Annotated in this window: 24 protein-coding genes and 1 tRNA gene; 13 read left to right on the top strand and 12 right to left on the bottom strand. The window is 59.3% G+C overall.

Features of this window, described 5'->3' with window-relative positions:
- The first annotated feature begins 29 nt into the window (after positions 1-29).
- Positions 30-848, top strand: a complete 819-nt coding sequence (gene suhB, locus NTD85_RS16300) for an inositol-phosphate phosphatase (protein WP_003227916.1) — start codon at positions 30-32, stop codon at positions 846-848.
- A gap of 249 nt (positions 849-1,097) precedes the next feature.
- Here the strand turns inward: suhB and NTD85_RS16295 are convergent, their stop codons facing one another.
- The 6 genes from NTD85_RS16295 to queA form a co-directional block, all read right to left on the bottom strand.
- Positions 1,098-1,646 carry a glycine zipper 2TM domain-containing protein gene (locus NTD85_RS16295; protein WP_003227918.1) on the bottom strand — a complete coding sequence of 183 codons (549 nt, stop codon included), beginning with the start codon at positions 1,644-1,646 and terminating at the stop codon, positions 1,098-1,100.
- 122 nt (positions 1,647-1,768) lie between these two features.
- Complete coding sequence (gene secF, locus NTD85_RS16290; protein ID WP_003227920.1) at positions 1,769-2,683, bottom strand: protein translocase subunit SecF; 915 nt, start codon at positions 2,681-2,683, stop codon at positions 1,769-1,771.
- Between the two features lie 9 nt (positions 2,684-2,692).
- Positions 2,693-4,561 (bottom strand): protein translocase subunit SecD, encoded by a 1,869-nt coding sequence (secD, locus tag NTD85_RS16285; RefSeq protein ID WP_003227922.1) that lies wholly within the window; start codon positions 4,559-4,561, stop codon positions 2,693-2,695.
- Between the two features lie 64 nt (positions 4,562-4,625).
- Positions 4,626-4,964: a preprotein translocase subunit YajC gene (gene yajC, locus NTD85_RS16280; RefSeq protein ID WP_003227923.1), complete on the bottom strand. Its 339-nt coding sequence runs from the start codon at positions 4,962-4,964 to the stop codon at positions 4,626-4,628.
- Positions 4,965-5,007: 43 nt separating this feature from the next.
- The gene (tgt, locus tag NTD85_RS16275; protein WP_161794909.1) at positions 5,008-6,123 is read right to left on the bottom strand and encodes a tRNA guanosine(34) transglycosylase Tgt; all 1,116 of its coding nucleotides are present in this window, start codon (positions 6,121-6,123) and stop codon (positions 5,008-5,010) included.
- A gap of 14 nt (positions 6,124-6,137) precedes the next feature.
- On the bottom strand, positions 6,138-7,202 hold the full coding sequence (gene queA / locus NTD85_RS16270) for a tRNA preQ1(34) S-adenosylmethionine ribosyltransferase-isomerase QueA (RefSeq protein ID WP_003227927.1): 1,065 nt from the start codon (positions 7,200-7,202) through the stop codon (positions 6,138-6,140).
- 108 nt (positions 7,203-7,310) lie between these two features.
- On the opposite strand from queA, the gene NTD85_RS16265 reads away from it, so the two are divergent.
- Both NTD85_RS16265 and NTD85_RS16260 read left to right on the top strand, forming a co-directional pair.
- Positions 7,311-7,395, top strand: a tRNA-Leu gene (locus NTD85_RS16265).
- A gap of 138 nt (positions 7,396-7,533) precedes the next feature.
- On the top strand, positions 7,534-7,863 hold the full coding sequence (locus NTD85_RS16260; RefSeq protein WP_262142686.1) for a hypothetical protein: 330 nt from the start codon (positions 7,534-7,536) through the stop codon (positions 7,861-7,863).
- A gap of 89 nt (positions 7,864-7,952) precedes the next feature.
- On the opposite strand, the gene NTD85_RS16255 is transcribed toward NTD85_RS16260, so the two are convergent.
- Together NTD85_RS16255 and NTD85_RS16250 are read right to left on the bottom strand one after the other, a co-directional pair.
- Positions 7,953-8,666, bottom strand: coding sequence for a CPBP family intramembrane glutamic endopeptidase (locus NTD85_RS16255; RefSeq protein WP_262142685.1), 714 nt, complete (start codon positions 8,664-8,666; stop codon positions 7,953-7,955).
- 60 nt (positions 8,667-8,726) lie between these two features.
- A complete protein-coding gene (locus tag NTD85_RS16250) occupies positions 8,727-9,476 on the bottom strand; it encodes a hypothetical protein (protein WP_262142684.1) in 750 nt (249 codons plus the stop codon).
- 119 nt (positions 9,477-9,595) lie between these two features.
- Here NTD85_RS16250 and NTD85_RS16245 point away from each other — a divergent pair, with 119 nt between their 5' ends.
- The 5 genes from NTD85_RS16245 to NTD85_RS16225 all read left to right on the top strand — a co-directional run bounded on the left by NTD85_RS16245 (position 9,596) and on the right by NTD85_RS16225 (position 13,541).
- The gene (locus tag NTD85_RS16245) at positions 9,596-9,970 is read left to right on the top strand and encodes a hypothetical protein (RefSeq protein ID WP_262142683.1); all 375 of its coding nucleotides are present in this window, start codon (positions 9,596-9,598) and stop codon (positions 9,968-9,970) included.
- 110 nt (positions 9,971-10,080) lie between these two features.
- Entirely contained in the window at positions 10,081-10,812 is a 732-nt protein-coding gene (locus tag NTD85_RS16240; protein WP_201136644.1) for a hypothetical protein, read from the top strand.
- A gap of 72 nt (positions 10,813-10,884) precedes the next feature.
- Positions 10,885-12,804: an alkaline phosphatase D family protein gene (locus tag NTD85_RS16235; RefSeq protein ID WP_262142682.1), complete on the top strand. Its 1,920-nt coding sequence runs from the start codon at positions 10,885-10,887 to the stop codon at positions 12,802-12,804.
- Positions 12,805-13,035: 231 nt separating this feature from the next.
- On the top strand, positions 13,036-13,290 hold the full coding sequence (locus tag NTD85_RS16230; protein ID WP_086791676.1) for a type II toxin-antitoxin system prevent-host-death family antitoxin: 255 nt from the start codon (positions 13,036-13,038) through the stop codon (positions 13,288-13,290).
- The gene (locus NTD85_RS16225) at positions 13,287-13,541 is read left to right on the top strand and encodes a Txe/YoeB family addiction module toxin (RefSeq protein WP_086791674.1); all 255 of its coding nucleotides are present in this window, start codon (positions 13,287-13,289) and stop codon (positions 13,539-13,541) included. Before NTD85_RS16230 ends, NTD85_RS16225 begins: the two co-directional genes overlap by 4 nt.
- Here NTD85_RS16225 and NTD85_RS16220 read toward each other — a convergent pair.
- On the bottom strand, positions 13,535-14,701 hold the full coding sequence (locus NTD85_RS16220; RefSeq protein ID WP_262142681.1) for an aspartate aminotransferase family protein: 1,167 nt from the start codon (positions 14,699-14,701) through the stop codon (positions 13,535-13,537). The two genes, NTD85_RS16225 and NTD85_RS16220, sit on opposite strands and share 7 nt — an antisense overlap.
- 102 nt (positions 14,702-14,803) lie before the next feature.
- Between NTD85_RS16220 and NTD85_RS16215 the strand changes: the two genes are divergently transcribed.
- The 3 genes from NTD85_RS16215 (at position 14,804) to NTD85_RS16205 (ending at position 16,746) form a co-directional block, all read left to right on the top strand.
- Positions 14,804-15,709 (top strand): LysR family transcriptional regulator, encoded by a 906-nt coding sequence (locus NTD85_RS16215; protein ID WP_262142680.1) that lies wholly within the window; start codon positions 14,804-14,806, stop codon positions 15,707-15,709.
- Positions 15,710-15,764: 55 nt separating this feature from the next.
- Positions 15,765-16,169, top strand: a complete 405-nt coding sequence (locus NTD85_RS16210; RefSeq protein ID WP_103484055.1) for a GNAT family N-acetyltransferase — start codon at positions 15,765-15,767, stop codon at positions 16,167-16,169.
- A gap of 61 nt (positions 16,170-16,230) precedes the next feature.
- Positions 16,231-16,746 (top strand): hypothetical protein, encoded by a 516-nt coding sequence (locus tag NTD85_RS16205; protein ID WP_262142679.1) that lies wholly within the window; start codon positions 16,231-16,233, stop codon positions 16,744-16,746.
- A 1-nt stretch (position 16,747) separates the two neighbouring features.
- On the opposite strand, the gene msrA is transcribed toward NTD85_RS16205, so the two are convergent.
- Genes msrA through msrB form a run of 3 tightly spaced genes read right to left on the bottom strand, consistent with a single transcriptional unit; the run spans position 16,748 to position 19,838 of the window.
- Entirely contained in the window at positions 16,748-17,452 is a 705-nt protein-coding gene (gene msrA, locus NTD85_RS16200; RefSeq protein ID WP_262142678.1) for a peptide-methionine (S)-S-oxide reductase MsrA, read from the bottom strand.
- Between the two features lie 15 nt (positions 17,453-17,467).
- Complete coding sequence (locus tag NTD85_RS16195) at positions 17,468-19,276, bottom strand: cytochrome c biogenesis protein DipZ (protein ID WP_262142677.1); 1,809 nt, start codon at positions 19,274-19,276, stop codon at positions 17,468-17,470.
- Between the two features lie 43 nt (positions 19,277-19,319).
- Positions 19,320-19,838 carry a peptide-methionine (R)-S-oxide reductase MsrB gene (gene msrB, locus NTD85_RS16190; RefSeq protein WP_003227971.1) on the bottom strand — a complete coding sequence of 173 codons (519 nt, stop codon included), beginning with the start codon at positions 19,836-19,838 and terminating at the stop codon, positions 19,320-19,322.
- A 151-nt stretch (positions 19,839-19,989) separates the two neighbouring features.
- On the opposite strand from msrB, the gene NTD85_RS16185 reads away from it, so the two are divergent.
- Both NTD85_RS16185 and NTD85_RS16180 read left to right on the top strand, forming a co-directional pair.
- Complete coding sequence (locus NTD85_RS16185) at positions 19,990-20,700, top strand: response regulator transcription factor (RefSeq protein WP_262142676.1); 711 nt, start codon at positions 19,990-19,992, stop codon at positions 20,698-20,700.
- Positions 20,697-22,217 (top strand): sensor histidine kinase, encoded by a 1,521-nt coding sequence (locus NTD85_RS16180; protein WP_262142675.1) that lies wholly within the window; start codon positions 20,697-20,699, stop codon positions 22,215-22,217. The genes NTD85_RS16185 and NTD85_RS16180 overlap by 4 nt, the downstream gene beginning before the upstream one ends.
- The last annotated feature ends 88 nt before the right edge of the window (positions 22,218-22,305 follow it).

Genomic DNA, 22,305 nt, shown 5'->3' with positions numbered 1-22,305 from the left:
TTTCTTTAACAACCTTAGGTGACACATCCATGCAGCCCATGCTGAATATCGCGCTGCGCGCCGCCCGCAGCGCCAGTGAACTGATCTTCCGCTCCATCGAGCGCCTGGATACCATCAAGGTCGACGAAAAAGACGCCAAGGATTATGTATCCGAGGTCGATCGCGCCGCCGAACAGAAAATCATCGATGCTCTGCGCAAGGCTTACCCGAATCACTCGATCCAGGGTGAAGAAACCGGCATGCACGTCGGTAACGGCATCGAAGGCGAAGAGTACCTGTGGATCATCGATCCGCTGGATGGCACCACCAACTTCCTGCGTGGCATTCCTCACTTCGCTGTCAGCATTGCCTGCAAATACCGTGGTCGCCTGGAGCACGCAGTGGTTCTGGACCCGGTTCGCCAGGAAGAATTCACCGCCAGCCGTGGTCGCGGCGCTCAACTGAACGGTCGTCGTCTGCGCGTCAGCGGTCGCACCAGCCTCGACGGCGCTCTGCTGGGCACTGGCTTCCCGTTCCGTGACGACCAGATGGACAACCTCGACAACTACCTGGGCATGTTCCGCGCCCTGGTTGGCCAGACTGCCGGCATCCGCCGCGCCGGCTCCGCCAGCCTGGACCTGGCCTACGTGGCTGCCGGTCGTTTCGACGCGTTCTGGGAGTCGGGCCTGTCCGAGTGGGACATGGCTGCAGGCGCCCTGCTGATTCAAGAAGCTGGCGGCCTGGTGAGCGACTTCACCGGCGGTCACGATTTCCTTGAGAAAGGCCACATCGTTGCCGGCAACACCAAATGCTTCAAGGCAGTCCTGACGGCGATCCAGCCGCACCTGCCGGCTTCGCTGAAGCGCTAAGCTTCCGGCGAAACGCAAAAAGCACCCTTCGGGGTGCTTTTTTTATGCCTGCGATTTCAGCGTCCACTCGAATCCACTGTGGGAGCGGGCTTGCTCGCGAAGGCGGCACGTCAGCCAACATCAGTTCTGGATGGTAGACCGCTTTCGCGAGCAAGCCCGCTCCCACATTGGGATTGCGGTGATCTGACGCTGAATCGCGACCACAAAAAAGCACCCCGAAGGGTGCTTCTTTTCAAAACGATCAGACCGTTATTGACCTGGCTGATTCTGCGACAGAATCAGCTTGCCTTCCTTGTCGACCGGAATCTGGTTGCCCGGATCGCGATCCATCCGCACTTTGCCTTCCTTGCCATCCAGCGAATAACGCACGTCGTAACCGACAACCTTGTCACTGATGTCATTCACTGTGTTACAGCGAGTCTGGGTGGTCGTGTAGGTGTCGCGGTTCTGCATGCCTTCCTGCACCTTGTTACCGGCATAACCGCCACCGACCGCACCAGCAACGGTGGCAAGCTTCTTACCGTTACCGCCGCCGACCATGTTACCCAGCAGGCCACCACCGACCGCACCGAGCACCGTACCCACGATCTGGTGCTGATCCTGAACCGGTTTCTGCCGGGTTACTGCCACATCCTTGCACACTTCACGTGGAGTCTTGATCTGTGTCTTGACCGGTTCTACGGCCAGCACTTGCGCATACTCAGGGCCGCTTTTAACCAGGCTGTAGGTGGCAACAGCACCCCCGGCAGTCACACCGACAGCACCCAATACCGCACCAACCAGCAACGACTTGTTCACATGAACCTCCTGACCATCACATGCGGGACGCGTCCCGCGCTTCTCCCAGCCTTGGAGCATAAAAAAAGGCGCGAGTTCAACTCGCGCCTTTTCTGGGCTGACAGCCGGAGAAGCGATGGCCGTTATGGACGGTCGTCGACTTCCTTCTCGGTGTTGGCCGGAGGAATCAGATCCTCGGTGCTCAGGTTCAGCCAGATCAGCACCACGTTCGCGATGTAGATCGACGAGTAGGTACCCGCCAGAACACCGATGAACAGGGCAATGGAGAAGCCGAACAGGTTGTCGCCACCGAAGAACAGCAGCGCAGCGATCGCCAGCAAGGTGGAGATCGACGTTGCCATAGTCCGCAGCAGGGTCTGAGTGGTCGAGATGTTGATGTTCTCGATCAGCGAAGCCTTACGCAGCACACGGAAGTTCTCACGAACCCGGTCGAACACGACGATGGTGTCGTTCAGCGAGTAACCGATGATCGCCAGTACCGCCGCCAGTACCGTCAGGTCGAAGGTGATCTGGAAGAACGACAGGATACCGACAGTCACGATCACGTCGTGAATCAGCGAAACGATCGCGCCGACCGCGAATTTCCACTGAAAGCGGAAAGCCAGGTAGATCAGGATGCCGCCGAGCGCCAGCAGCATGCCGAGGCCGCCCTGGTCGCGCAGTTCTTCACCGACCTGCGGGCCGACGAACTCGACACGCTTGACCGTCGCCGGGTTGTCGCCGCCGACTTTCTGCAAGGCCTCGGCGACCTGATGACCCAACTGCGGGTCTTCGCCTGGCATACGTACGAGCAAGTCGGTGGTTGCACCAAAGCTCTGCACGATGGCTTCGTGATAACCGGAAGTCACCAGCTCTTCACGCACCTTGGTGACATCGGCCGGACGCTCGTAGGTCAGCTCGATGAGCGTACCGCCGGTGAAGTCCAGGCCCCAGTTCATGCCCTTGTGGACGACGCTGAAAATAGCCAGCAACGTGAGAAACACTGTGACGCCGAACGCGAAGTTGCGAACGCCCATGAAGTTGATTGTACGTAACATGGCAGCCCCTTAAATCCACAACTTCTTGAAGTCACGTCCGCCGAAGATCAGGTTGACCATTGCGCGGGTCACCATGATGGCCGTGAACATCGAGGTAAAGATCCCGAGGGACATGGTCACTGCGAAGCCCTTCACCGGGCCGGTGCCCATGGCGAAGAGGATGCCGCCGACCAGCAGAGTGGTCAGGTTGGCGTCGAGAATCGCGGTGAATGCCCGGCCGAAGCCTTCGTTGATTGCACGCTGCACGGTCATGCCGGCGGCGATCTCTTCACGGATCCGCGAGAAGATCAGCACGTTGGCGTCGACCGCCATACCCATGGTCAAGACGATACCGGCGATACCCGGCAGGGTCAGCGTTGCACCCAGCAGCGACATCAGCGCCAGCAGCAGCACCATGTTCACCGCCAGCGCGACCGTGGCGATCAAACCGAAGAAGCGGTAGATGGCGATGATGAACAGCGAGACGAACAGCATGCCCCACAGCGATGCATCGATACCTTTGGTGATGTTGTCAGCACCCAGGCTCGGACCGATTGTGCGCTCTTCAGCGAAGTACATCGGCGCGGCCAGACCACCGGCACGCAGCAGCAGCGCCAGCTCGGACGATTCACCCTGGCCGTTCAGGCCGGTGATGCGGAACTGCGCGCCCAGCGGCGACTGAATGGTCGCCAGGCTGATGATCTTCTTCTCTTCCTTGAAGGTCTGAACCGGCACGTCTTTCTCGACGCCGTCGACAACCTGCTTGACGTAGGTGGTCACCGGACGCTGTTCGATGAAGATCACCGCCATGCTGCGACCGACGTTCGAACGGGTCGCGCGGCTCATCAGCTCGCCACCGTGGCCATCCAGACGGATGTTCACTTCAGGTGTGCCGTGCTCGCCGAAACCGGCCTTGGCGTCGGTCACCTGGTCACCGGTGATGATCAGGCCACGCTCGATCTGCGCAGGAGGACGCTTGCCTTCACGGAACTCGAAAGTTTCGGAAGTGGCTTTCGAAGCACCCGGCTCTGCAGCCAGACGGAACTCAAGGTTGGCGGTCTTGCCGAGAATACGCTTGGCTTCGGCAGTGTCCTGCACGCCCGGCAGCTCAACCACGATGCGGTTGGCGCCCTGACGCTGAACGATCGGTTCGGCAACACCCAGCTCGTTGACGCGGTTACGTACCGTGGTCAAGTTCTGCTTGATGGAGTATTCACGGATTTCCGCCAGCTTGGCCGGGGTCATCGCCAGACGCAGCACCGGTTGACCGTTGAGGTCGGCCGGAACAATGTCGAAATCGTTGAAGTTCTTGCGGATCAGCGCACGGGCCTGTTCGCGGGAGTCAGCATCGCTGAAGCCCAACTGAATAGCGCCGCCCAGTTGTGGCAGGCTGCGATAGCGCAGCTTCTCTTTGCGCAGCAGACTCTTGACGTCGCCTTCGTAGACTTTCAGGCGGGCGTCGAGGGCTTTGTCCATGTCCACTTCCAACAGGAAGTGCACACCACCGGACAAGTCCAGACCCAGCTTCATCGGGTGCGCGCCGAGGTTGCGCAGCCATTGCGGGGTGGTCTGTGCCAAGTTCAGTGCGACGACGTAGTCATCACCCAATGCCTTACGCACAACGTCCTTGGCCGGCAGCTGGTCTTCAGCCTTGGTCAGACGGATCAGACCGCCCTTGCCGTTGGCGGCCAGCGAAGCTGCCTTGACGTTGATCCCGGACTCACGCAGCGCGGTGCTGACGCGATCCAGATCGGCCTGATTGACCTGCAGTGCCGTGCTGGCGCCGCTGATCTGAATGGCCGGGTCATCAGGGTATAGATTGGGAGCGGAATAAATCAGACCGACCGCCAGCACCGCCAGGATCAGAATGTATTTCCACAGAGGATATTTGTTCAGCATCACGCCGCCCGTTATGAACGCGGGGCGCCTTGCGCGCCCCGTCGATTGAGTAGAAGTTGGAACCTTAGATCGCTTTCAGCGTGCCTTTTGGCAGCGTGGCGGCGATGGCGCCCTTCTGGAACTTCATTTCCACGGTGTCGGAAACTTCCAGAACCACGAAGTCATCGGCCACTTTGGTGATCTTGCCGGCGATGCCGCCGGTGGTAACCACTTCGTCACCCTTCGCAAGGCTGCTCAGCAGGTTCTTCTGCTCTTTGGCGCGCTTGGCCTGTGGACGCCAGATCATCAGGTAGAAGATGACCAGGAAGCCGACCAGGAAAATCCACTCGAAGCCGCCGCCCATTGGGCCTGCAGCAGCCGGTGCAGCTGCGTCAGCCATGGCGTTAGAGATAAAAAAGCTCATTTAGCACTCCAGTTGCAAATGTTGAATCTTGGGGTCAGAAAACTCAGTCCAAAGGCGGAACGGGGAGCCCGCGTTTGGCGTAGAAGGCATCGACAAAGGCGGCCAATGTACCCTGTTGAATAGCCTCGCGCAAACCAGCCATCAGCACCTGATAATGGCGCAAGTTATGGATGGTATTGAGCATGCTGCCGAGCATTTCGCCGCACTTGTCCAGGTGATGCAGATAAGCGCGGGAGAAGTTCTGGCAGGTATAGCAATCGCAGGTCGGATCCAGCGGCGAATCATCATGGCGATGGAACGCGTTACGGATCTTCAGCACGCCTGTATCAATGAACAGATGCCCATTGCGGGCATTACGGGTTGGCATCACGCAATCGAACATGTCCACACCGCGGCGCACACCCTCAACCAGATCTTCCGGTTTGCCAACGCCCATAAGGTAACGAGGTTTGTCAGCCGGCATCATGCCCGGCAGATAATCCAGCACCTTGATCATCTCGTGCTTCGGCTCGCCCACCGACAGACCGCCAATGGCCAGGCCATCGAAGCCGATCTTGTCCAGGCCTTCCAGCGAGCGCATGCGCAGATCCTGGTGCATGCCGCCCTGAACGATGCCGAACAGCGCTGCGGTATTGTCGCCATGCGCGTTTTTCGAGCGCTGGGCCCAACGCAGCGACAGCTCCATCGAAACGCGAGCGACATCTTCGTCAGCCGGGTACGGCGTGCATTCGTCGAAGATCATCACGATGTCGGAACCGAGATCGCGCTGCACCTGCATCGATTCTTCCGGACCCATGAATACTTTCGAGCCATCGACCGGAGAGGCGAAGGTCACGCCCTCCTCCTTGATCTTGCGCATGGCGCCCAGGCTGAACACCTGAAAACCACCGGAGTCGGTGAGGATCGGGCCTTTCCACTGCATGAAATCGTGCAGGTCGCCGTGTTCCTTGATCACCTCGGTACCCGGGCGCAGCCACAGGTGGAAGGTGTTGCCCAGAATGATTTCCGCGCCAGTGGCGACGATGTCACGCGGCAACATGCCCTTGACCGTGCCGTAGGTGCCCACCGGCATGAAAGCCGGGGTCTCGACGGTGCCACGCGGGAAGGTCAGACGACCACGACGAGCCTTGCCATCGGTGGCAAGCAGTTCAAAGGACATGCGACATTCGCGACTCATTCTGTTTCCTCTGGGCCTGTTTGTTCAGGGGCAGTCGGGGCGGGATTACGGGTGATGAACATCGCATCACCGTAGCTGAAAAAGCGGTAGCCGTTGTCGACGGCGGCTTTATAAGCGGCCATGGTTTCGGGATAACCGGCGAACGCCGAAACCAGCATCAACAGCGTGGATTCGGGCAAATGGAAGTTGGTGACCAGGGCGTCGACCACATGGAACGGCCGGCCCGGGTAGATAAAGATGTCGGTGTCGCCACTGAACGGCTTGAGCACGCCATCGCGCGCGGCACTTTCCAGCGAACGCACACTAGTGGTGCCCACGGCAATCACCCGTCCACCACGCGCGCGGCACGCCGCAACGGCGTCGACCACATCCTGGCCGACCTCCAGCCACTCGCTGTGCATGTGGTGATCTTCGATCTTGTCGACGCGCACCGGCTGGAACGTCCCCGCACCGACGTGCAGCGTGACGAACGCGGTCTCGACGCCCTTGGCGGCAATCGCCTCCATCAGCGGCTGATCGAAATGCAGCCCCGCCGTAGGCGCCGCCACCGCACCCAGGCGCTGGGCGTACACGGTCTGATAGCGCTCGCGATCCGAGCCTTCATCCGGGCGGTCTATATAAGGAGGCAACGGCATGTGCCCGACGCGATCGAGCAGCGGCAGCACTTCTTCAGCAAAGCCCAGCTCGAACAGCGCATCGTGGCGCGCGAGCATCGTGGCTTCGCCACCGCCGTCGATAAGAATCTTCGAACCCGGCTTCGGCGACTTGCTGGAACGCACATGGGCCAGCACGCGGTGCGTATCGAGCACGCGTTCGATGAGGATTTCCAGCTTGCCGCCCGAGGCTTTCTGCCCGAACAACCGCGCCGGAATCACCCGGGTATTGTTGAATACCATCAAATCGCCCGGGCGCAAATGCTCAAGCAAATCAGTGAATTGACGGTGTGCAAGGGCGCCGCTCGGCCCATCAAGGGTCAGCAGGCGACTACCGCGACGCTCGGCCAAAGGGTGGCGGGCGATCAGCGAATCAGGAAGCTCGAAGGTAAAGTCAGCAACGCGCATGATGGGGTTCGTCTAGCAGGGCCGGAAAGTCTAGCGGAAATATCGAAAATTGACCATGAAACGTGATTGACCAACGGTAGTCACCTCTCTATACTTCGCCGCCATTGAGCCCTGATGGCGGAATTGGTAGACGCGGCGGATTCAAAATCCGTTTTCGAAAGGAGTGGGAGTTCGAGTCTCCCTCGGGGCACCAAAATTAAGAAAGGTCTTGCTTAGCAAGGCCTTTTTTTTCGTCTGCCAGAAAGTGGCCGCTGTTGTAGGAGCTGCCGAAGGCTGCGATCTTTTGATCTTCCTCTGTTTCACCGACAGGACATCTCAAAGGGTTCACTGCATGGAAACGTCACTGGAAACCGTCGCCCTGTTCTCCCTCAAACTTGCTTACGAGGAGGAAGGCCTGAGCCCGATTCTGCGGGATGACATGGTCATGGGTGATTATCAAAAAGACGTGTTCGAATTGCTGGTGCGACGCGGAGATGTCGAGACTATTCAGTTCAAGCTGAACGAGTGCCTTGCGTTGGCGATGAGTGCAGTGGGTGGGGTCGAGAAACCCTTGGGCCGCGAGCTGCACAGACTGTCGATGGTGTTCAGCCAGGCCGAGTCTGTTGAACAGTTTCAGCAACCGCTGACCCTGCTCACTAACTACTTAAAGGATATTCAGTAATTTGGGGGACGAACCGCCCCCCATTACTTCGCACTCTTGCGCCTACGAGCAGCGATCGAAGAAGAAACCCTCGCCGCACCTGCAGCAGGTCAAGAATAAAAAAACGGATAAAGTCCGACCGCAAGCAGGCCGGCGAAAGCATGCATTATCATCGGTAGCATCAGCCCCCCTGTTGCGAGCCTGGCAATCGCCAACATCAACGCCAGAACAAAGAGAGACACGAAGGTCGTTTTGAACGAGTATTGCCAATGAACGGCTGTAAACAGCACGGCTGAAAACAAGATTGCGGTGTATCGCCAAAACGTCTTCTTGAAGGCAAACAGATTGATCAGGAAATGACGGAAAGCCAGTTCTTCACCCAATGGCGCCAGTACAAGAATGAGGAACAGCAATATCCCGCTGTTATAGATTGATCCCGTCTTCAGCGCGTTCATGAATTGCTGCATAAATGGCTCGGGAGGCTGCCCTATCCATTTCGAAAATGCATAGCTGGTCACATACAGCAACGCCACGCTGGCCAGACCTAGCCAAAAGGCATTGCTCGAAAAACCTTCCCCTTTGAAACGGTTGCCGATCGGATGCATTTTTCGAAGCAGCCAAAACAGCACAAGCATCGCAATGCAGGCGACCAAATGAGCGCCCACTACCATCAGAAACTCACCGGAACTCTCTCGAAAAACATATCCACCTGCGGCTTGCATCAGCCAATACAAGACAAACCCCAAGAGTGCTATGAGTGCTCTTCCTTTCCAGCCCTCACGGAGATACGCCGCATGCCTCTCAAACCTGCCAGATACTTGCATAAAAAACTCAACTTATTAATAAAACCATGGCCTGTCAGCCGTTGATGGTGTTTGTTCTTTTTAGCGCCGAGCCTTCAACACCCGAATATCCGTCGCAAATCCATCCGCCCCCACAAGCTTCTTCCAGCCCACATACTGAAACTCGCCCCGCTCATCGATGTAATCGCCCTTCTCCACCGACCGGCCGCCGACGATCGCCACGCTTTTTTCCTCGCCACAACCGCCATCCGATGGGCGAACGGTATAAATCACATACGGCTTCACATATTGCGTGGCGCGGAAGTATTGGCCGCAGACTTCGTCGACGGTGATCAGCATGGTTTTCAGGCGGGCTTCGCCGTCCATGTCTTCGTGCAGTTTCAGGAAGGAGATGTCGCCGACGTCGCTGTAGCCGAGTGAACGCGCGCGTTGGTATTCGGGGGAATTCTGGTGGGCGATGCGGCCTTGCTGGGCGGCCTGATTCATTCTGGCGGCGAACTCGGCTTTGCCTTGGGCAATCGTTGCCTCGGCCTGGGCGGCGACGTTTTCGCATTGAGCGAATTCGCGGGAGCCGAGGTATTGGGGCGTCAGGTTCAAGCGGCGCTCATTGATGATCCGCAGGCTGCCTTCCAGATCACCTGCCACCTCAAAGGCGCCAGGTACGCGACCGCTCTGGACGTCGGCCATTTTCTCCTGCATTCGCTGGCAGTTGGCGAGGTAATACTGCCAGCTGCTCTCCGGAGGCTCTTTCCAGGCGGCGATTGCCGGAGTAATGGCGCTGGCGAGCGTGATTGCACAGAGCGTGCGCAGAACAGAAGCGACTTTTGACATGCGTAGTCCATTACAGGAATCAAGAAAGTGGCGCGACGCTACTATTTTGCTATCGTGCCGTCCACTGTCGGCAAGGTGCCGAGCGTTTGTAGCGCGACGGGTTGCGAAGGATGGATACGATGGATTTTGTGTTTTTCTTTATCGCCTGTATAGGCATGTGGGTCTGGGTCGTCAGGCAGCGTGGGGCTTGGAACCTGCTACTCGCCAATGTGTTGGGCGCTGCCAGCGGCATGATTGTTGGGCTGGTGGTTTCGCAGCTTTGTATCGGTCTGTTCGGCTCTAGCCGGCCACCGGTCCCGGGGGTCATGGGATCGATTCTGGAAATGCTCGCAACCGCTGCGGCGCTGAGCGGTGTATGGATGCTGGTGGCCCGCCGCTCGCAAGTCGAACACCCTGTCGCGCGTCAGCTACTGGCCGGCCTTTGCGGCGTAGTGGCCGGCATAACGGCGATCATGTTTTTTGCCCAGATCAATCCGCCCAATCTCGGCATGTAAATGTCTTCGTGGCGTCAGACCTCTATTTTGATATCTTGCCGTCCATCTTCAGCACTCACCGCCAGTGAGTGCTGTTTTGCAGGCTATTGAAGGGTTAAGGAAAGGATCGAATGGAGTTTCTGAGTTTTCTGGCATTTATCGCCGCCTGGGGTTTCATGTGGCGCTGGGTGGTGAAAAACCGCGGCAGCTGGAATCTGTTTTACGGCAACATCGTTGGCGCGGCGGGCGGTTTTATTGTCGGCATGGTGGTGCTGTCGATCTTGCTGTCGATATTCCCGTCGGCGCATAAATCCGCAAAAGCGCCAATCGAAGACGTGATCACACAGAGTGATGTGACCACCAGTCTGTTGCCCGAAGCCGAGTCGGATTCGACGTCCGCGGTGCTGGAAAACGCGCCGGGCTTTGCCGCGATCGAGCCGGATAACCAACCTTCTCCGCCGGATTCCGCACTGCTGCCGAATTACGCCAGCCGGGCACCGAAATCGATATCGGAAAAAACCGTCCTGGATCAGAGCGACGCGCAGGGCCGTAAAGCGCTCACCGCGCTGCGCGACAAGCTTGGGCAAAATGCCGACAGCGATGAATCGATGCTCGCGTATGTCATGTGCGGCACGCTGGTCACCAGCACGCTGCGCTTCCCGGCGTCGGCGCGCTTCGCCGACAGCTCTGCCATTGTCACCAAGCGCTTCAAGGATCAGGTCTACACCCTCAGCAACAAGGTCACCGCGCGCAACATGAACGGCGATGACGTCACTTATAGCTTCGACTGCTCGGTGCAGGAGCAACCCGCGTCGGCCGAATGGCGACTGCTGAATCTGAAGTTGCAGAAGGTCGGTTCTTAAGCCTCGTTTAAGGGTTCAAGGCGCCGGCTGCGCTATCATCGCCAGCCTGTGCGCCTTGAGCTTTGCCCCCGAATGTCCCCGATACCTGCTGACCTGAATCCGCTGCCTACCGTTTTGGCCGGCCCGCTGCTGCGCCGGCTGGAATCGACACGAGTGGTGCTGTGGTTGGTCGGCTCCCGCGAGCTGGCGCTGACCTTGCGTCTGCAAGGTGTAGGAGACATTCCTCTCGATGCCGGGAAATGCACAGTCATCCCCGTAGGCCGTCACGCGTTCGTCCATCTGATCGACGTTGTGCTCGACAGCACCCTGCCTTGCGACACGCGTATCGACTATGACCTGCTGATCGACGGCCAGACGCCCATCGCCGCATGGGCGCCGCATCTGCTGTACGGCAATGCCCACTGCCCGAACCTTGTCGTGCGCTCGCGGATCGATCAGGTGCTGCACGGTTCCTGCCGCAAGCCCCATCACCCGGCGGCAGACGGTTTGCTGTGCGTCGATCAACTGTTGGCTGCCGAAACCGATCCGCAACAACGTCCAGCCCTGCTGATGATGAGCGGCGACCAGATCTACGCCGACGACGTCGCCGGCCCGATGCTGCGGGCAATTCACGCCTTGATCGAACGCCTCGGCCTGTTCGACGAACACCTCGAAGGCGCGGTGGTCAGCGACAGCGCCAAGCTTTACAAGCACCCTGCCAGCTACTACCACCGCGCGGATTTGTTACCGGCGCTGGAGAGCAACGAGACCTTGCGCGAGCGATTTTTCGGCGGCGCGCGTAAGCCGATTTTCACCAGCAGCAGCGCCGACAATCACCTGGTGACGTTCGCCGAAGTCATGGCGATGTACTTGCTGGTGTGGTCGCCGGTTGCGTGGACCCTGATCACCCCACAAGCGCCGGTAATGACCCCGGAACGGCTCAAGCGCTACACCCTCGAACAGACTCGCATCGATGGATTTAAGGCCGGCCTGAACAACGTCGCCCGAGCCTTGGCGCACCTGCCGAGCCTGATGATTTTCGACGACCACGACATCACCGATGACTGGAATCTTTCCGCGCAGTGGGAGGAAACCGCCTACGGCCACCCGTTCTCCAAACGCATCATCGGCAACGCCTTGATCGCGTACATGTTGTGCCAGGGCTGGGGCAATAATCCGGACGCGTTCAAGGATGTGCTGGAGAACACTCGCCGCCTGAGCGCCAGTGGTGACGATCAATATCTCGACAGCCCGGTGCAGGACGCGCTGATCGATGATTTGCTGCGCTTTCAGCACTGGCATTTCGTGCTGCCGACCAGCCCGGCGCTGGTGGTGCTCGACACCCGCACCCGCCGCTGGCGCAGCGAGATGGCACTCAAACAACCCTCCGGTTTACTGGACTGGGAAGCGCTGAGCGAACTGCAACAGGAGCTGCTCGATCATCCGTCAGCAATCATTGTCTCCCCCGCGCCGATCTTCGGCGTGAAGCTGATCGAAACCGTGCAGAAGGTTTTCAGCTGGTGTGGTTATCCGCTGCTGGTCGACGCGGAAAACTGGATGGCTCATCGCGGTGCGGCGCAGGTGATCCTGAACATTTTCCGACACACCCGCACACCCGGAAACTACGTGGTGCTGTCCGGCGACGTGCATTATTCCTTCGTCTACGAAGTGCTTATCCGACATCGCAAGGCCGGGCCACGGATCTGGCAGATCACCAGCAGCGGGATCAAGAACGAATTTCCGAAAACCCTGCTGGAATGGTTCGACCGCCTCAACCGCTGGCTCTACTCGCCGCGCTCGCCGTTGAACTGGTTTACCAAACGCCGACGCATGAGCATCGTGCCCTATACCCCGGAACATGCCGAAGCGGGTGAGCGGCTGTGGAATTCGGCGGGGATCGGGCAGGTGTTTTTCAATGCGCAGGGGCAGCCGAGCGAGATCATTCAGCACAATTCGAACGGGGCGGTGAAGACGCGGATGCTGGCGCCGGAGTTGGGGGATTATCCGGACTGAGTTTCAGGTTCTTTTCCTACACTGACAATGCCAGATGATGACAGCACAACAACTACGCATGAGGCACGACCGAGGATAAGGATTACAGCCTTCTCAGAAACGTCTCCAAAGTTTCTGGTCGATACTTAAATGACTCGCAGCCCTCCTTCTGCGAAACAACCACTGGTAGGTATCGCCTTGTCATCATGTACTCATTTCTGTACGTTCTTTGCATCCAGCGAGGACTACAACATGCAAACCATCAACTACACCACCGCCCGCGCGCATTTGGCCGAAACGATGGATCGCGTTAACGAAGACCGGGCTCCCCTTCTAGTCACACGCCAAAAAGGTGAGCCCGTGGTGATGATGTCTCTGGCTGAATACAACGCACTTGAAGAAACGGCCTACTTGCTCCGCTCTCCAGCCAACGCCGAACGGTTGATCAAATCGATTGGCGAAATGCGTGCCGGCAAAGCCAAAGTCAGACAATTGATCGAAGAATGAAAATCGAGTTCACGCCATCAGGCTGGGAAGACTACTTGTGGTTTCAGCAGAACGATAAGGCCGGACTCAAACGTATCAATCTGTTGATAAAGGCAATTCAGCGCGAACCGTTTGAAGGGATTGGCAAGCCTGAGCCGCTCAAACACAACATGAGCGGCTTTTGGTCCAGACGAATTACGGGTGAGCATCGTTTGGTCTACAGCATCGAAGGCGGTGAGATTTGCGTCATTAGTTGCAAATACCACTACTGAATGATGTGCCCCACACCTCTGACAATCATCTCCACCTCCCGCTCATCAATCGTCAGTGGCGGCAGCAGCCGTATCGTCTTGCCGCGTGTAACGTTGATCAGCAATCCATGATCCCGCGCAGCAATCAGCGTCAGATCGCGGATCGGCTGTTTCAGCTCGATGCCGATCATCAAGCCCTGCCCACGAATCGCCAGCACGTTGGGGTTGTCTGCCAGTTCGGCACGTAGACGAGCCAGCAAGCGCTCCCCCTGTACCCGAACATTTTCCAGCAAGCCTTGTTCTTCGATGATGTCCAGCACCGTGCAGCCGACCCGGCAGGCCAGCGGATTACCGCCGAACGTGCTGCCATGGCTGCCGGGGGTGAACAGATCCGCCGCCCTGCCCCGCGCCAGGCAGGCACCGATCGGCACGCCGTTGCCAAGGCCTTTGGCCAGGGTCATGACGTCCGGCACGATGCCTTCATGCTGGAACGCAAACCATTGGCCGGTGCGGCCGATGCCGGTCTGGATTTCGTCGAGCATCAGCAGCCAGGCGTGACGATTGCACAGTTCGCGCAGGGCTTTGAGGTACCCGGGCGGCGGCAGTTGCACACCGCTTTCGCCCTGGATCGGCTCGACCAGAATCGCCACGATCCGCTCGCCGTGCTTTTGCTGCACTTGATCCAGCGCAGCCAGATCACCGAAGGGCACTTTGACGAAATCCCCCGGCAAATCATTGAAACCCAGACGCACCGCCGGCCCATCGCTGGCCGACAAGGTGCCCAACGTGCGCCCATGAAACGCGTTGGCCATGACCACCACCAGTGGCTGTTCGATGCCTTTGCTCCAGCCGTACAAACGCGCCAGCTTCAGTGCAGTCTCGTTGGCTTCAGCGCCGGAGTTGTTGAAAAACGCCCGCTCCATTCCTGACAACTGCGTGAGTTTCTGCGCCAGCTGTTGCTGCCAGTCGATGCTGTACAGGTTGGAGGTGTGCAGCAACAGTCCGGCCTGCTCGCTGATAGCAGCGACAATCCGTGGGTGCGAGTGCCCGACATTGGTCACCGCGACTCCGGCGACAGCATCCAGATATTCTCGACCGGCCTGATCCCACAGGCGCGTGCCCAGGCCTCTGATAAAGCTCAGGGCCAGCGGTTGGTAGGTATTCATCAGGGCGGCGGTCATGACTTCAAACTCCAGTGAAGGTCGGTGTGTTTGCAGTATGGTTAGCCACCAGAACTGGATAAACTCGGCAAAACTTCAATCATTTAAAAGCAGGACTTGATAATGGACCTGTTGCAGGCAATGAGCGTGTACGTGAAGGTCGTGGAAGCCGGGAGCATGACGGCGGCCGCGTTGCAGTGCGAAATTTCCACGACCATGGTCGGAAATCACCTGCGCGCACTGGAGCAAAGGCTCGGCGTGCAGTTGCTGCAGCGCACCACCCGCCGTCAGCGACTGACCGAATTCGGTAGCGTTTATTACCAGCGTTGTCTGGATGTATTGGGCCTGGTGGCCGACTCCGAACGCCTCGCCGAACAGGCCCTCGACGAGCCGCGCGGCTTGCTGCGTATCACCGCGCCACTGACTTTTGGCGTCGAACGTCTGGCCCCGGCGCTCAGCGAGTTTTCCCTGCAATACCCGCAATTGAAAATGGATGTGGTGCTGACCAACCGCCGTCCGGACCTGCTGGAAAGTGGCCTCGACGTGGCGTTTCGGCTGGGGCATTTCGAGCAGTCGAACCTGATCGCCCGGCCGCTGATCGACTACACCCTGACCGTGTGCGCCTCCCCGGCGTACGTCGCGCGACGCGGCATGCCGATCACCCCGGAAGACCTGCAGCAACACGACTGCCTGTCGTTTGCCTATCCGGCCGGCGATGACTGGCAATCGGTGGAAAAACGCTGGCGCCTCAGCGGCCCGGACGGCGAGATTCTGGTCGACGTCAGCGGCCCGATGCTGATGAACACCTCTGCCGGCCTGCATCAGGCGGCGCGCACCGGCATGGGCATTGTGATGCTGCCGGATGCGCTGGTGGAACAGGATCTGCGCGACGGCAAACTGGTGACGGTGATCCCCGATTACCAGCCCCCGAGCCGTCCATTGCATCTGCTGTACGCGCCGGATCGTTATCGTTTGCCGAAGCTGCGGCGCTTCGTCGAATTCGCGATGAAAACCTGGGGCAGATCCTGATTTAGGCTGCGATTGACTATGCTCCGGTGATTGCCGACAAGGATGCTGCCATTCGATGAAAACCAACCTCACCGTACGCGATCTGTTGCCTGCCGAAGTGGAGCCAGTTCGCCTGTTTCTAGGGCAACATGGCTGGGGACACCGAACGGGTTCCAACGACTACTTCGCCCAACTCATCGAAAACTCGCAACGCACTGCGGTCGCGCTGAGCGGCGAGCAGATCATCGGTTTCGCCCGAGGCCTCACCGATGGTTTGTCCAACGGCTATCTGTCGATGGTGGTGGTTGATGATCAACATCGGCGCGCCGGCGTCGGGCGCGCACTGGTCGAGCATGTCATGGGTGACAACCCCGAGATCACTTGGGTTTTGCGCGCCGGGCGCGAAGGGGCGGAGACGTTTTTTGCCAGTTTGGGATTTGAAACGTCGGTGATTGCCATGGAGCGGCCGCGCTTGAAATAACCGGCGCCGACCATGGCAACCGCTATGATTCATCTTCTCTTTCAAGCACGGACGCCAATTGATGCTAATCACTCTGCAAAACACCCCACTGTGGGTTTATGCGGTTTTCCTGGTACTGGTGTATTTCGGGATCAAGGCACGCACGCCCAGTCCCAAGAGCCGTTTAGCAATGCTGGTCACACCGCCAGCGTTGATAGTCTGGTCTCTCTTCTCAATAAATCTGACGCTTAACCCAGCCTTGTCCCTCAGTTGCTGGATCGGCGCCCTTTTGCTGGGCGGCGGTACAGCATGGCTGATGTTTTCGGCGCAATACGTGACGCTTGATGATTCGCAAACAGGACTGATCTTGCCCGGCACATGGAAAGTGTTGATGTTGTACCTGCTGTTTTTCGCCGTGAATTACTACTTCGGTTATCAGGATGACGTGCATCCGGAGCAAGCCTCTACTCCGGATATGCTGCAGTTCAAAGCTGCAACGTCAGGTTTCGTCTGTGGATTGATAGGCACTCGTTCGCTGAAGTACTACCGGTTGTTGCGCTTGCTTCAGGCGCAACGCCCGGGATTGACCGCACAATGAATCAGGAGCCGTCTTTCACCAACACCGGCTTATCCTGATAACGCTGCGCAAACAACTGCTTCAACTGCGCCACCTTCGGCATGTCGTTGATCACGATGTACGGATAGCTCGGGTGTTCGGTCAGGAAATCCTGGTGATAGTCCTCCGCCGGGTAGAAGCCGTTGTAGGTTTCCAATTTTGTGACGATCGGTTTGCTGTAGGCATGCGCCGCGTCGAGTTGGGCGATGTAGGCCTGGGCCACCCGTTGTTGATCGGCATTGACCGGGAATAGCGCCGAGCGATATTGCGTGCCGCTGTCGGGGCCTTGGCGGTTGAGTTCGGTCGGATTGTGGGCCACCGAGAAGTAGATCTGCAGCAGGCTGCCGTAACTGACTTGCGTCGGGTCGAAGGTAACTTGCACGGACTCGGCGTGACCAGTGTCACCTTCGCTGACCCGCTCGTATTGCGCCGTGTTCGCTGCGCCGCCGGCATAACCGGAGACGGCTTTCTGCACACCTTTGACGTGCTGGAAAACCCCTTGCACGCCCCAGAAACAACCACCGGCGAACACCGCGGTTTCACTGTGCGCCTGGGTGCTTTCGTCGAGGGCTGGTGGCGGGATGACCACCGCGTCTTCAGCGCCGAAAGAGAACGCCGAGCATTGGCCGATCACGCCGGCCATGGCGACGCCGAGCAACACGCGTCGCCAGTTGTTTTGAGCTTTCATGTTGCGCACTCCCGATCAGCCGAAGGTGAAGGCGTAAACCGATACGCCCGGGTCAAGAAATTCGATGGTGAAGGTGCGATCCTTCACCTCGTCGGTTTGCCGCACCAATTGGTACAAGCGCTGTTCGGTCACGCGACCGCTGCCATCCGCGGCGACATCGACTCCGTGGGCATCCCCCGGCGACTGACCGTCAATCGACACTTTGAAGCGCACCGGTTTGCCATCTGCGCCCGACCCCAGTACCAAATGCAGATCGCGGGCGTGGAAGCGATAGACGATGCGACTGGCCGGCGCACTGGCGGTGGCGCGCTCGGCGCCGACAGCCCACTGGCCGCCAAGGCTCCAGTCATTCAAAGTCAGGTCGGCCGGTGGGTTATAGGTCGCGACCTTGTCAGGCACCAAGCTGGTTTGCGGTACGAAATGTTCCGCACGCTGGTAGCCGACGTAGGTTTCCGGCGACAGCACCTGATTCATGTCCGGGGCCATCTGCACGCCTTGGGCGTCAGCGTTGATCAGGCCATCAGCCACGGTTTTGGCCCCGGCTTCACGCAGCAACTGCTGGATGACCCGCTCCGATTCGGCGTAGTCGCCTTCGCCAAAATGGTGGTATCGAATCCGTCCTTGAGCATCGGCAAAATAATGCGCCGGCCAGTATTCGTTGTTGAAGGCACGCCAGATCTTGTAGTCGTTATCGATCGCCACCGGGTAGTTGATACCCAGCTCCTTCATGGCTTTGGTGACGTTGCCGACATCGCGCTCGAAGGCGAACTCCGGCGCATGCACACCGATTACCACCAGCCCCTGATCGCGGTACTTCTCGGCCCAGGCTTTGACGTATGGCAGGGTGCGCAGGCAGTTGATGCAGGAGTAGGTCCAGAAATCCACCAGCACCACTTTGCCCTTCAATGCCTGGGCATCGAGGGGTGGCGAATTGAGCCATTGCACAGCGCCAGTGAGCGGTGGCAACTGTCCTTCGACCGGCAATGTTCCGGGTGCCTTGTCAGCGATTTTGATCACCGCGCCTGTGGCTTTCATGCTGCCGTTCGCCGCGTCATCCACAACGGGAATCTGCGCCATCATCGTGCCGCTGCCCGCAGGTGATTTGCCGGAGAGTTTGCCCACCAGCGCTTGTTCGATTCCGCCCGTGGATGCGGTCGACAACCGCGCCAACAGCCCGGTATCGAGGCCCAGCGCAATCGCCGCGACACCCGCCAGCATCGCCGCTCCCAACCCACGACGGATCCACTCCCCCGTACCGATCGAGCGCTTCATCAACGCAAAGACCTTACCGCCCAGCAGCAGCGCCGCCGCCAGTGAAGTCGCGGCGCCCGCCGCGTAGGCGAGCAACAACAGCGTGGTGGCGATGCTTGCCCCTTGCAGCGCGGCACCGGTCAGAATCAAGCCGAGAATAGGCCCGGCGCACGGCGCCCAGAGCAGCCCAGTGGCAACGCCGATCAGAAACGAAGCGCCGGGACGCGGACGATTGTCCTGGCCCGCGGCTGCGGACAGCCGACTGCCGGCCGAGACCAGCGGTCGCGTCAGGCGCTCGGCGAGACGCGGCAGCAGCAGCGTCAGCCCGAACAGTGCAACGAACAGCAACGCGAGCCAGCGCCCGTACTGATTGACTTGCACCACCCAACCGCCGCCCACCGCCGCCAGCGTGGCGACGAGGGCGAAGGTCAGCGCCATCCCGGCCAAGAGCGGCAAGCCACTCTTGATAAACGGCTGCCCGGTGCGAGCGAAGACAAAAGGCAGAACAGGCAGGATGCACGGACTGACGATCGTCAGCACACCGCCCAGATAAGCGAGAACCAAGAGCCACATGGTGTCGTCCTGTAGAAAGTGAAGATCGAAAAAGGGCCATGGCTCATGCCGCCACGGGTTTGAACGTCATCGCCAGGCCGTTCATGCAATAGCGCAGGCCGGTGGGTTTCGGACCGTCATCGAAGACATGCCCCAGGTGCCCGCCGCAGCGCCGACAGTGCACTTCATTGCGCGACATGCCGAAGGAGCGGTCCTGACGCGTGGCCACCGCGTGCTCCAGCGGTGCCCAGAAACTCGGCCAGCCGGTGCGGCTGTCGAACTTGGTCGCCGATGAAAACAGCGCCAGGTCACAGCCCGCGCAGTCGAATGTGCCGTTGCGATGTTCGTTGTTGAGGGGGCTGGTGTAGGCCCGCTCGGTGCCTTCTTCGCGCAGGATGGCGTACTGCTCATCCGAGAGCAGCGAGTGCCATTCACTGTCGCTGTGGCTCACCTCGAAAACCTCATCGGCATGGGCTTGCTCGATCAGTGCGGTGCCCGAGGAAAATTTTGGCAATACACCCGCCACCAGGGCTGCAACCCCTAGCCCGCCGCTCGCTACGAGAATCTGTCGCCGTGAAAACATGGCCGTCTCCAAAAATTCCAGGTGCCTGTCATGGAACACAGCCTAGGCTTGGGTTGATCGCCAAATCCTCACGGGAAGTTAACGAATTCGTGATAACTCGCCCCGAGGAAAACCCGCACAATGCGCTCACTGCGCCGAAGGATTGAGCTTGATGGAACCGACCAGACGCATCCTCGTGGTCGAGGATGACCAACACATCGCCGATTTGATTTGCCTGCATTTGCGCGATGAACATTACGACGTCGTGCACTGCGCCGACGGCGACGAAGGCATGCGCCTGTTGCAACAGGGGCAATGGGATGCGCTGATCCTCGACCTGATGTTGCCGGGGGTCGACGGCCTGGAAATCTGCCGCCGCGCCCGGGCGATGGCGCGCTATACGCCGATCATCATCACCAGCGCACGCTCCAGCGAATTGCACCGCATCCTCGGTCTGGAACTGGGTGCCGACGACTACCTCGCCAAACCGTTTTCAATGCTGGAACTGGTGGCCCGGGTCAAAGCCTTGCTGCGCCGGGTCGACGCCATGGCGCGCAACCTGAAAATGGACGCCGGCAGCCTCAATCTCGATGGTCTGAGCATCGACCCGATCACCCGCGATGTCGCCCTCAATGGCACGCGCCTGGACCTCACCCCGCGCGAGTTCGATCTGCTGTATTTCTTCGCCCGACAACCGGGCAAGGTGTTCTCGCGCATGGACCTGCTCAATGCGGTGTGGGGTTACAGCCACGAAGGCTACGAGCACACGGTCAATACGCACATCAATCGCTTGCGGGCGAAAATCGAAAGCGATCCGGCGCAACCGACACGCATCCTCACCGTGTGGGGCCGTGGCTATAAATTCGGCACGGAACAACCATGAAACTGACCCTGTCGCAGCGCCTGTCCGTCGTATTCGCCGTGTTGCTGTTGGTGTGCTGCGGCACCTCGGCATGGCTGCAGGTGCGCTCCAGCAAGATGCACGAGCTGGAAGTGGTGCAAGGCCTGTCGCGGGACCTGGCCCAGCACATCGCCCATGACACGGTGCTGATGGACAGCAATGGCTTGATGCCCGGCGCCGTGCGCGAACTGTTCAGCCAGTTGATGCTGGTCAACCCGAGTGTCGAGGTGTACCTGCTCGACACGGATGGGCGGATCGTCGGCAATGCCGCACCCGAGGGTCGGATGCGACGGGAAAAAGTCGACCTCGTACCGATCAAGCGCCTGCTCGACGATCAACCGCTGCCGATCCTCGGCGATGACCCGCGCAGCGTCGATGGCCGCAAGGTGTTCAGTGCCGCGCCACTGAAGGTCAATGGCAAGCCTGCGGGCTATCTGTACGTGGTGTTGCTCAGTGAAGAACATGATCGTTTCGCCGAACGCGGCGCGACCAGTGCTGCGCTCAATACCGCGTTGCTATCAATCGGGCTGGTGGCGCTGTTGTGCCTGATTGCCGGCCTCACGGCATTCAACCTGATCACCCGGCCATTGCGCCGGTTGACTGAAACTGTCAGCCGCTTCGACATCGACGGTACACCGCAATCTGCGCCCGTCATGCCAGCCACTGTGGATAAAACCGCTGACCCGGATGAAATCGCTGTGCTCGACGCTGCCTTCCGGCAGATGCAAAACCGCCTAGGGGAACAGTGGCGCTCGTTGACCCGCCAGGATCAGGAGCGCCGTGAACTGGTGGCGAACATCTCCCACGACCTGCGCACACCGCTGGCCTCGCTGCACGGCTATCTGGAAACCCTGTCACTCAAGGACGCCACGCTCTCTGCCGAGGAGCGGCGCCGCTATCTGGGCATCGCTCTCGATCAAAGCCGCAAGGTCGGCGGGTTGGCGCAATCGTTGCTGGAGCTGGTGCGTCTGGAACACGGCTTTGTGCAACCGGTGCTGGAACGCTTCTCCCTGATCGATCTGCTGCAGGACATCTTCCAGAAATTCGAACTGGCCGCCGAAGCCCGCCACGTCGAACTCAAGGCCAGCTTCGGGCCAAACCTGCCGACGGTCTGCGCCGACCTTGGCTTGATCGAACGGGTGCTGACCAACCTGGTGGACAACGCCTTGCGCCATACACCGCCGGGCGGCGAAATCGAGCTGGATCTGAAACCCCAGGGCGTACTGGTCGAAGTGACGGTTAGCGACACCGGCCCCGGCATCGCACCCGAGTTGCGCGAAGGTCTGTTCCTGCGTCCGTTCAATATTGGTGGTGCGCGACGCGACGGAGGACTGGGGCTTCGCATCGTCCACCGCATCCTGCAACTGCACGGGCGAGACATTCAGTTGGTCGATGTCGCCGGGCGGGGCGCAACTTTCCGCTTCACGCTGCCGACCGATCAGCAAACCGCTGAACAGTGGATGGTGCGCTCGATGAACCTGAACACGCCGGACAAATAATCCGCACCACCGGACTGTTGTTCCGTGACAACGCCGCCCCGCTCCCCTAAATTAACCGGCCTGAAAAAGACCCCGTGCTTTCTCGTCT

Source organism: Pseudomonas sp. 13B_3.2_Bac1 (genome assembly GCF_025466205.1).
GTDB lineage: Bacteria > Pseudomonadota > Gammaproteobacteria > Pseudomonadales > Pseudomonadaceae > Aquipseudomonas > Aquipseudomonas fluorescens_H.
Note: the sequence above shows the minus strand (reverse complement) of the source record. Positions and strands in the feature narration are given on the sequence as shown.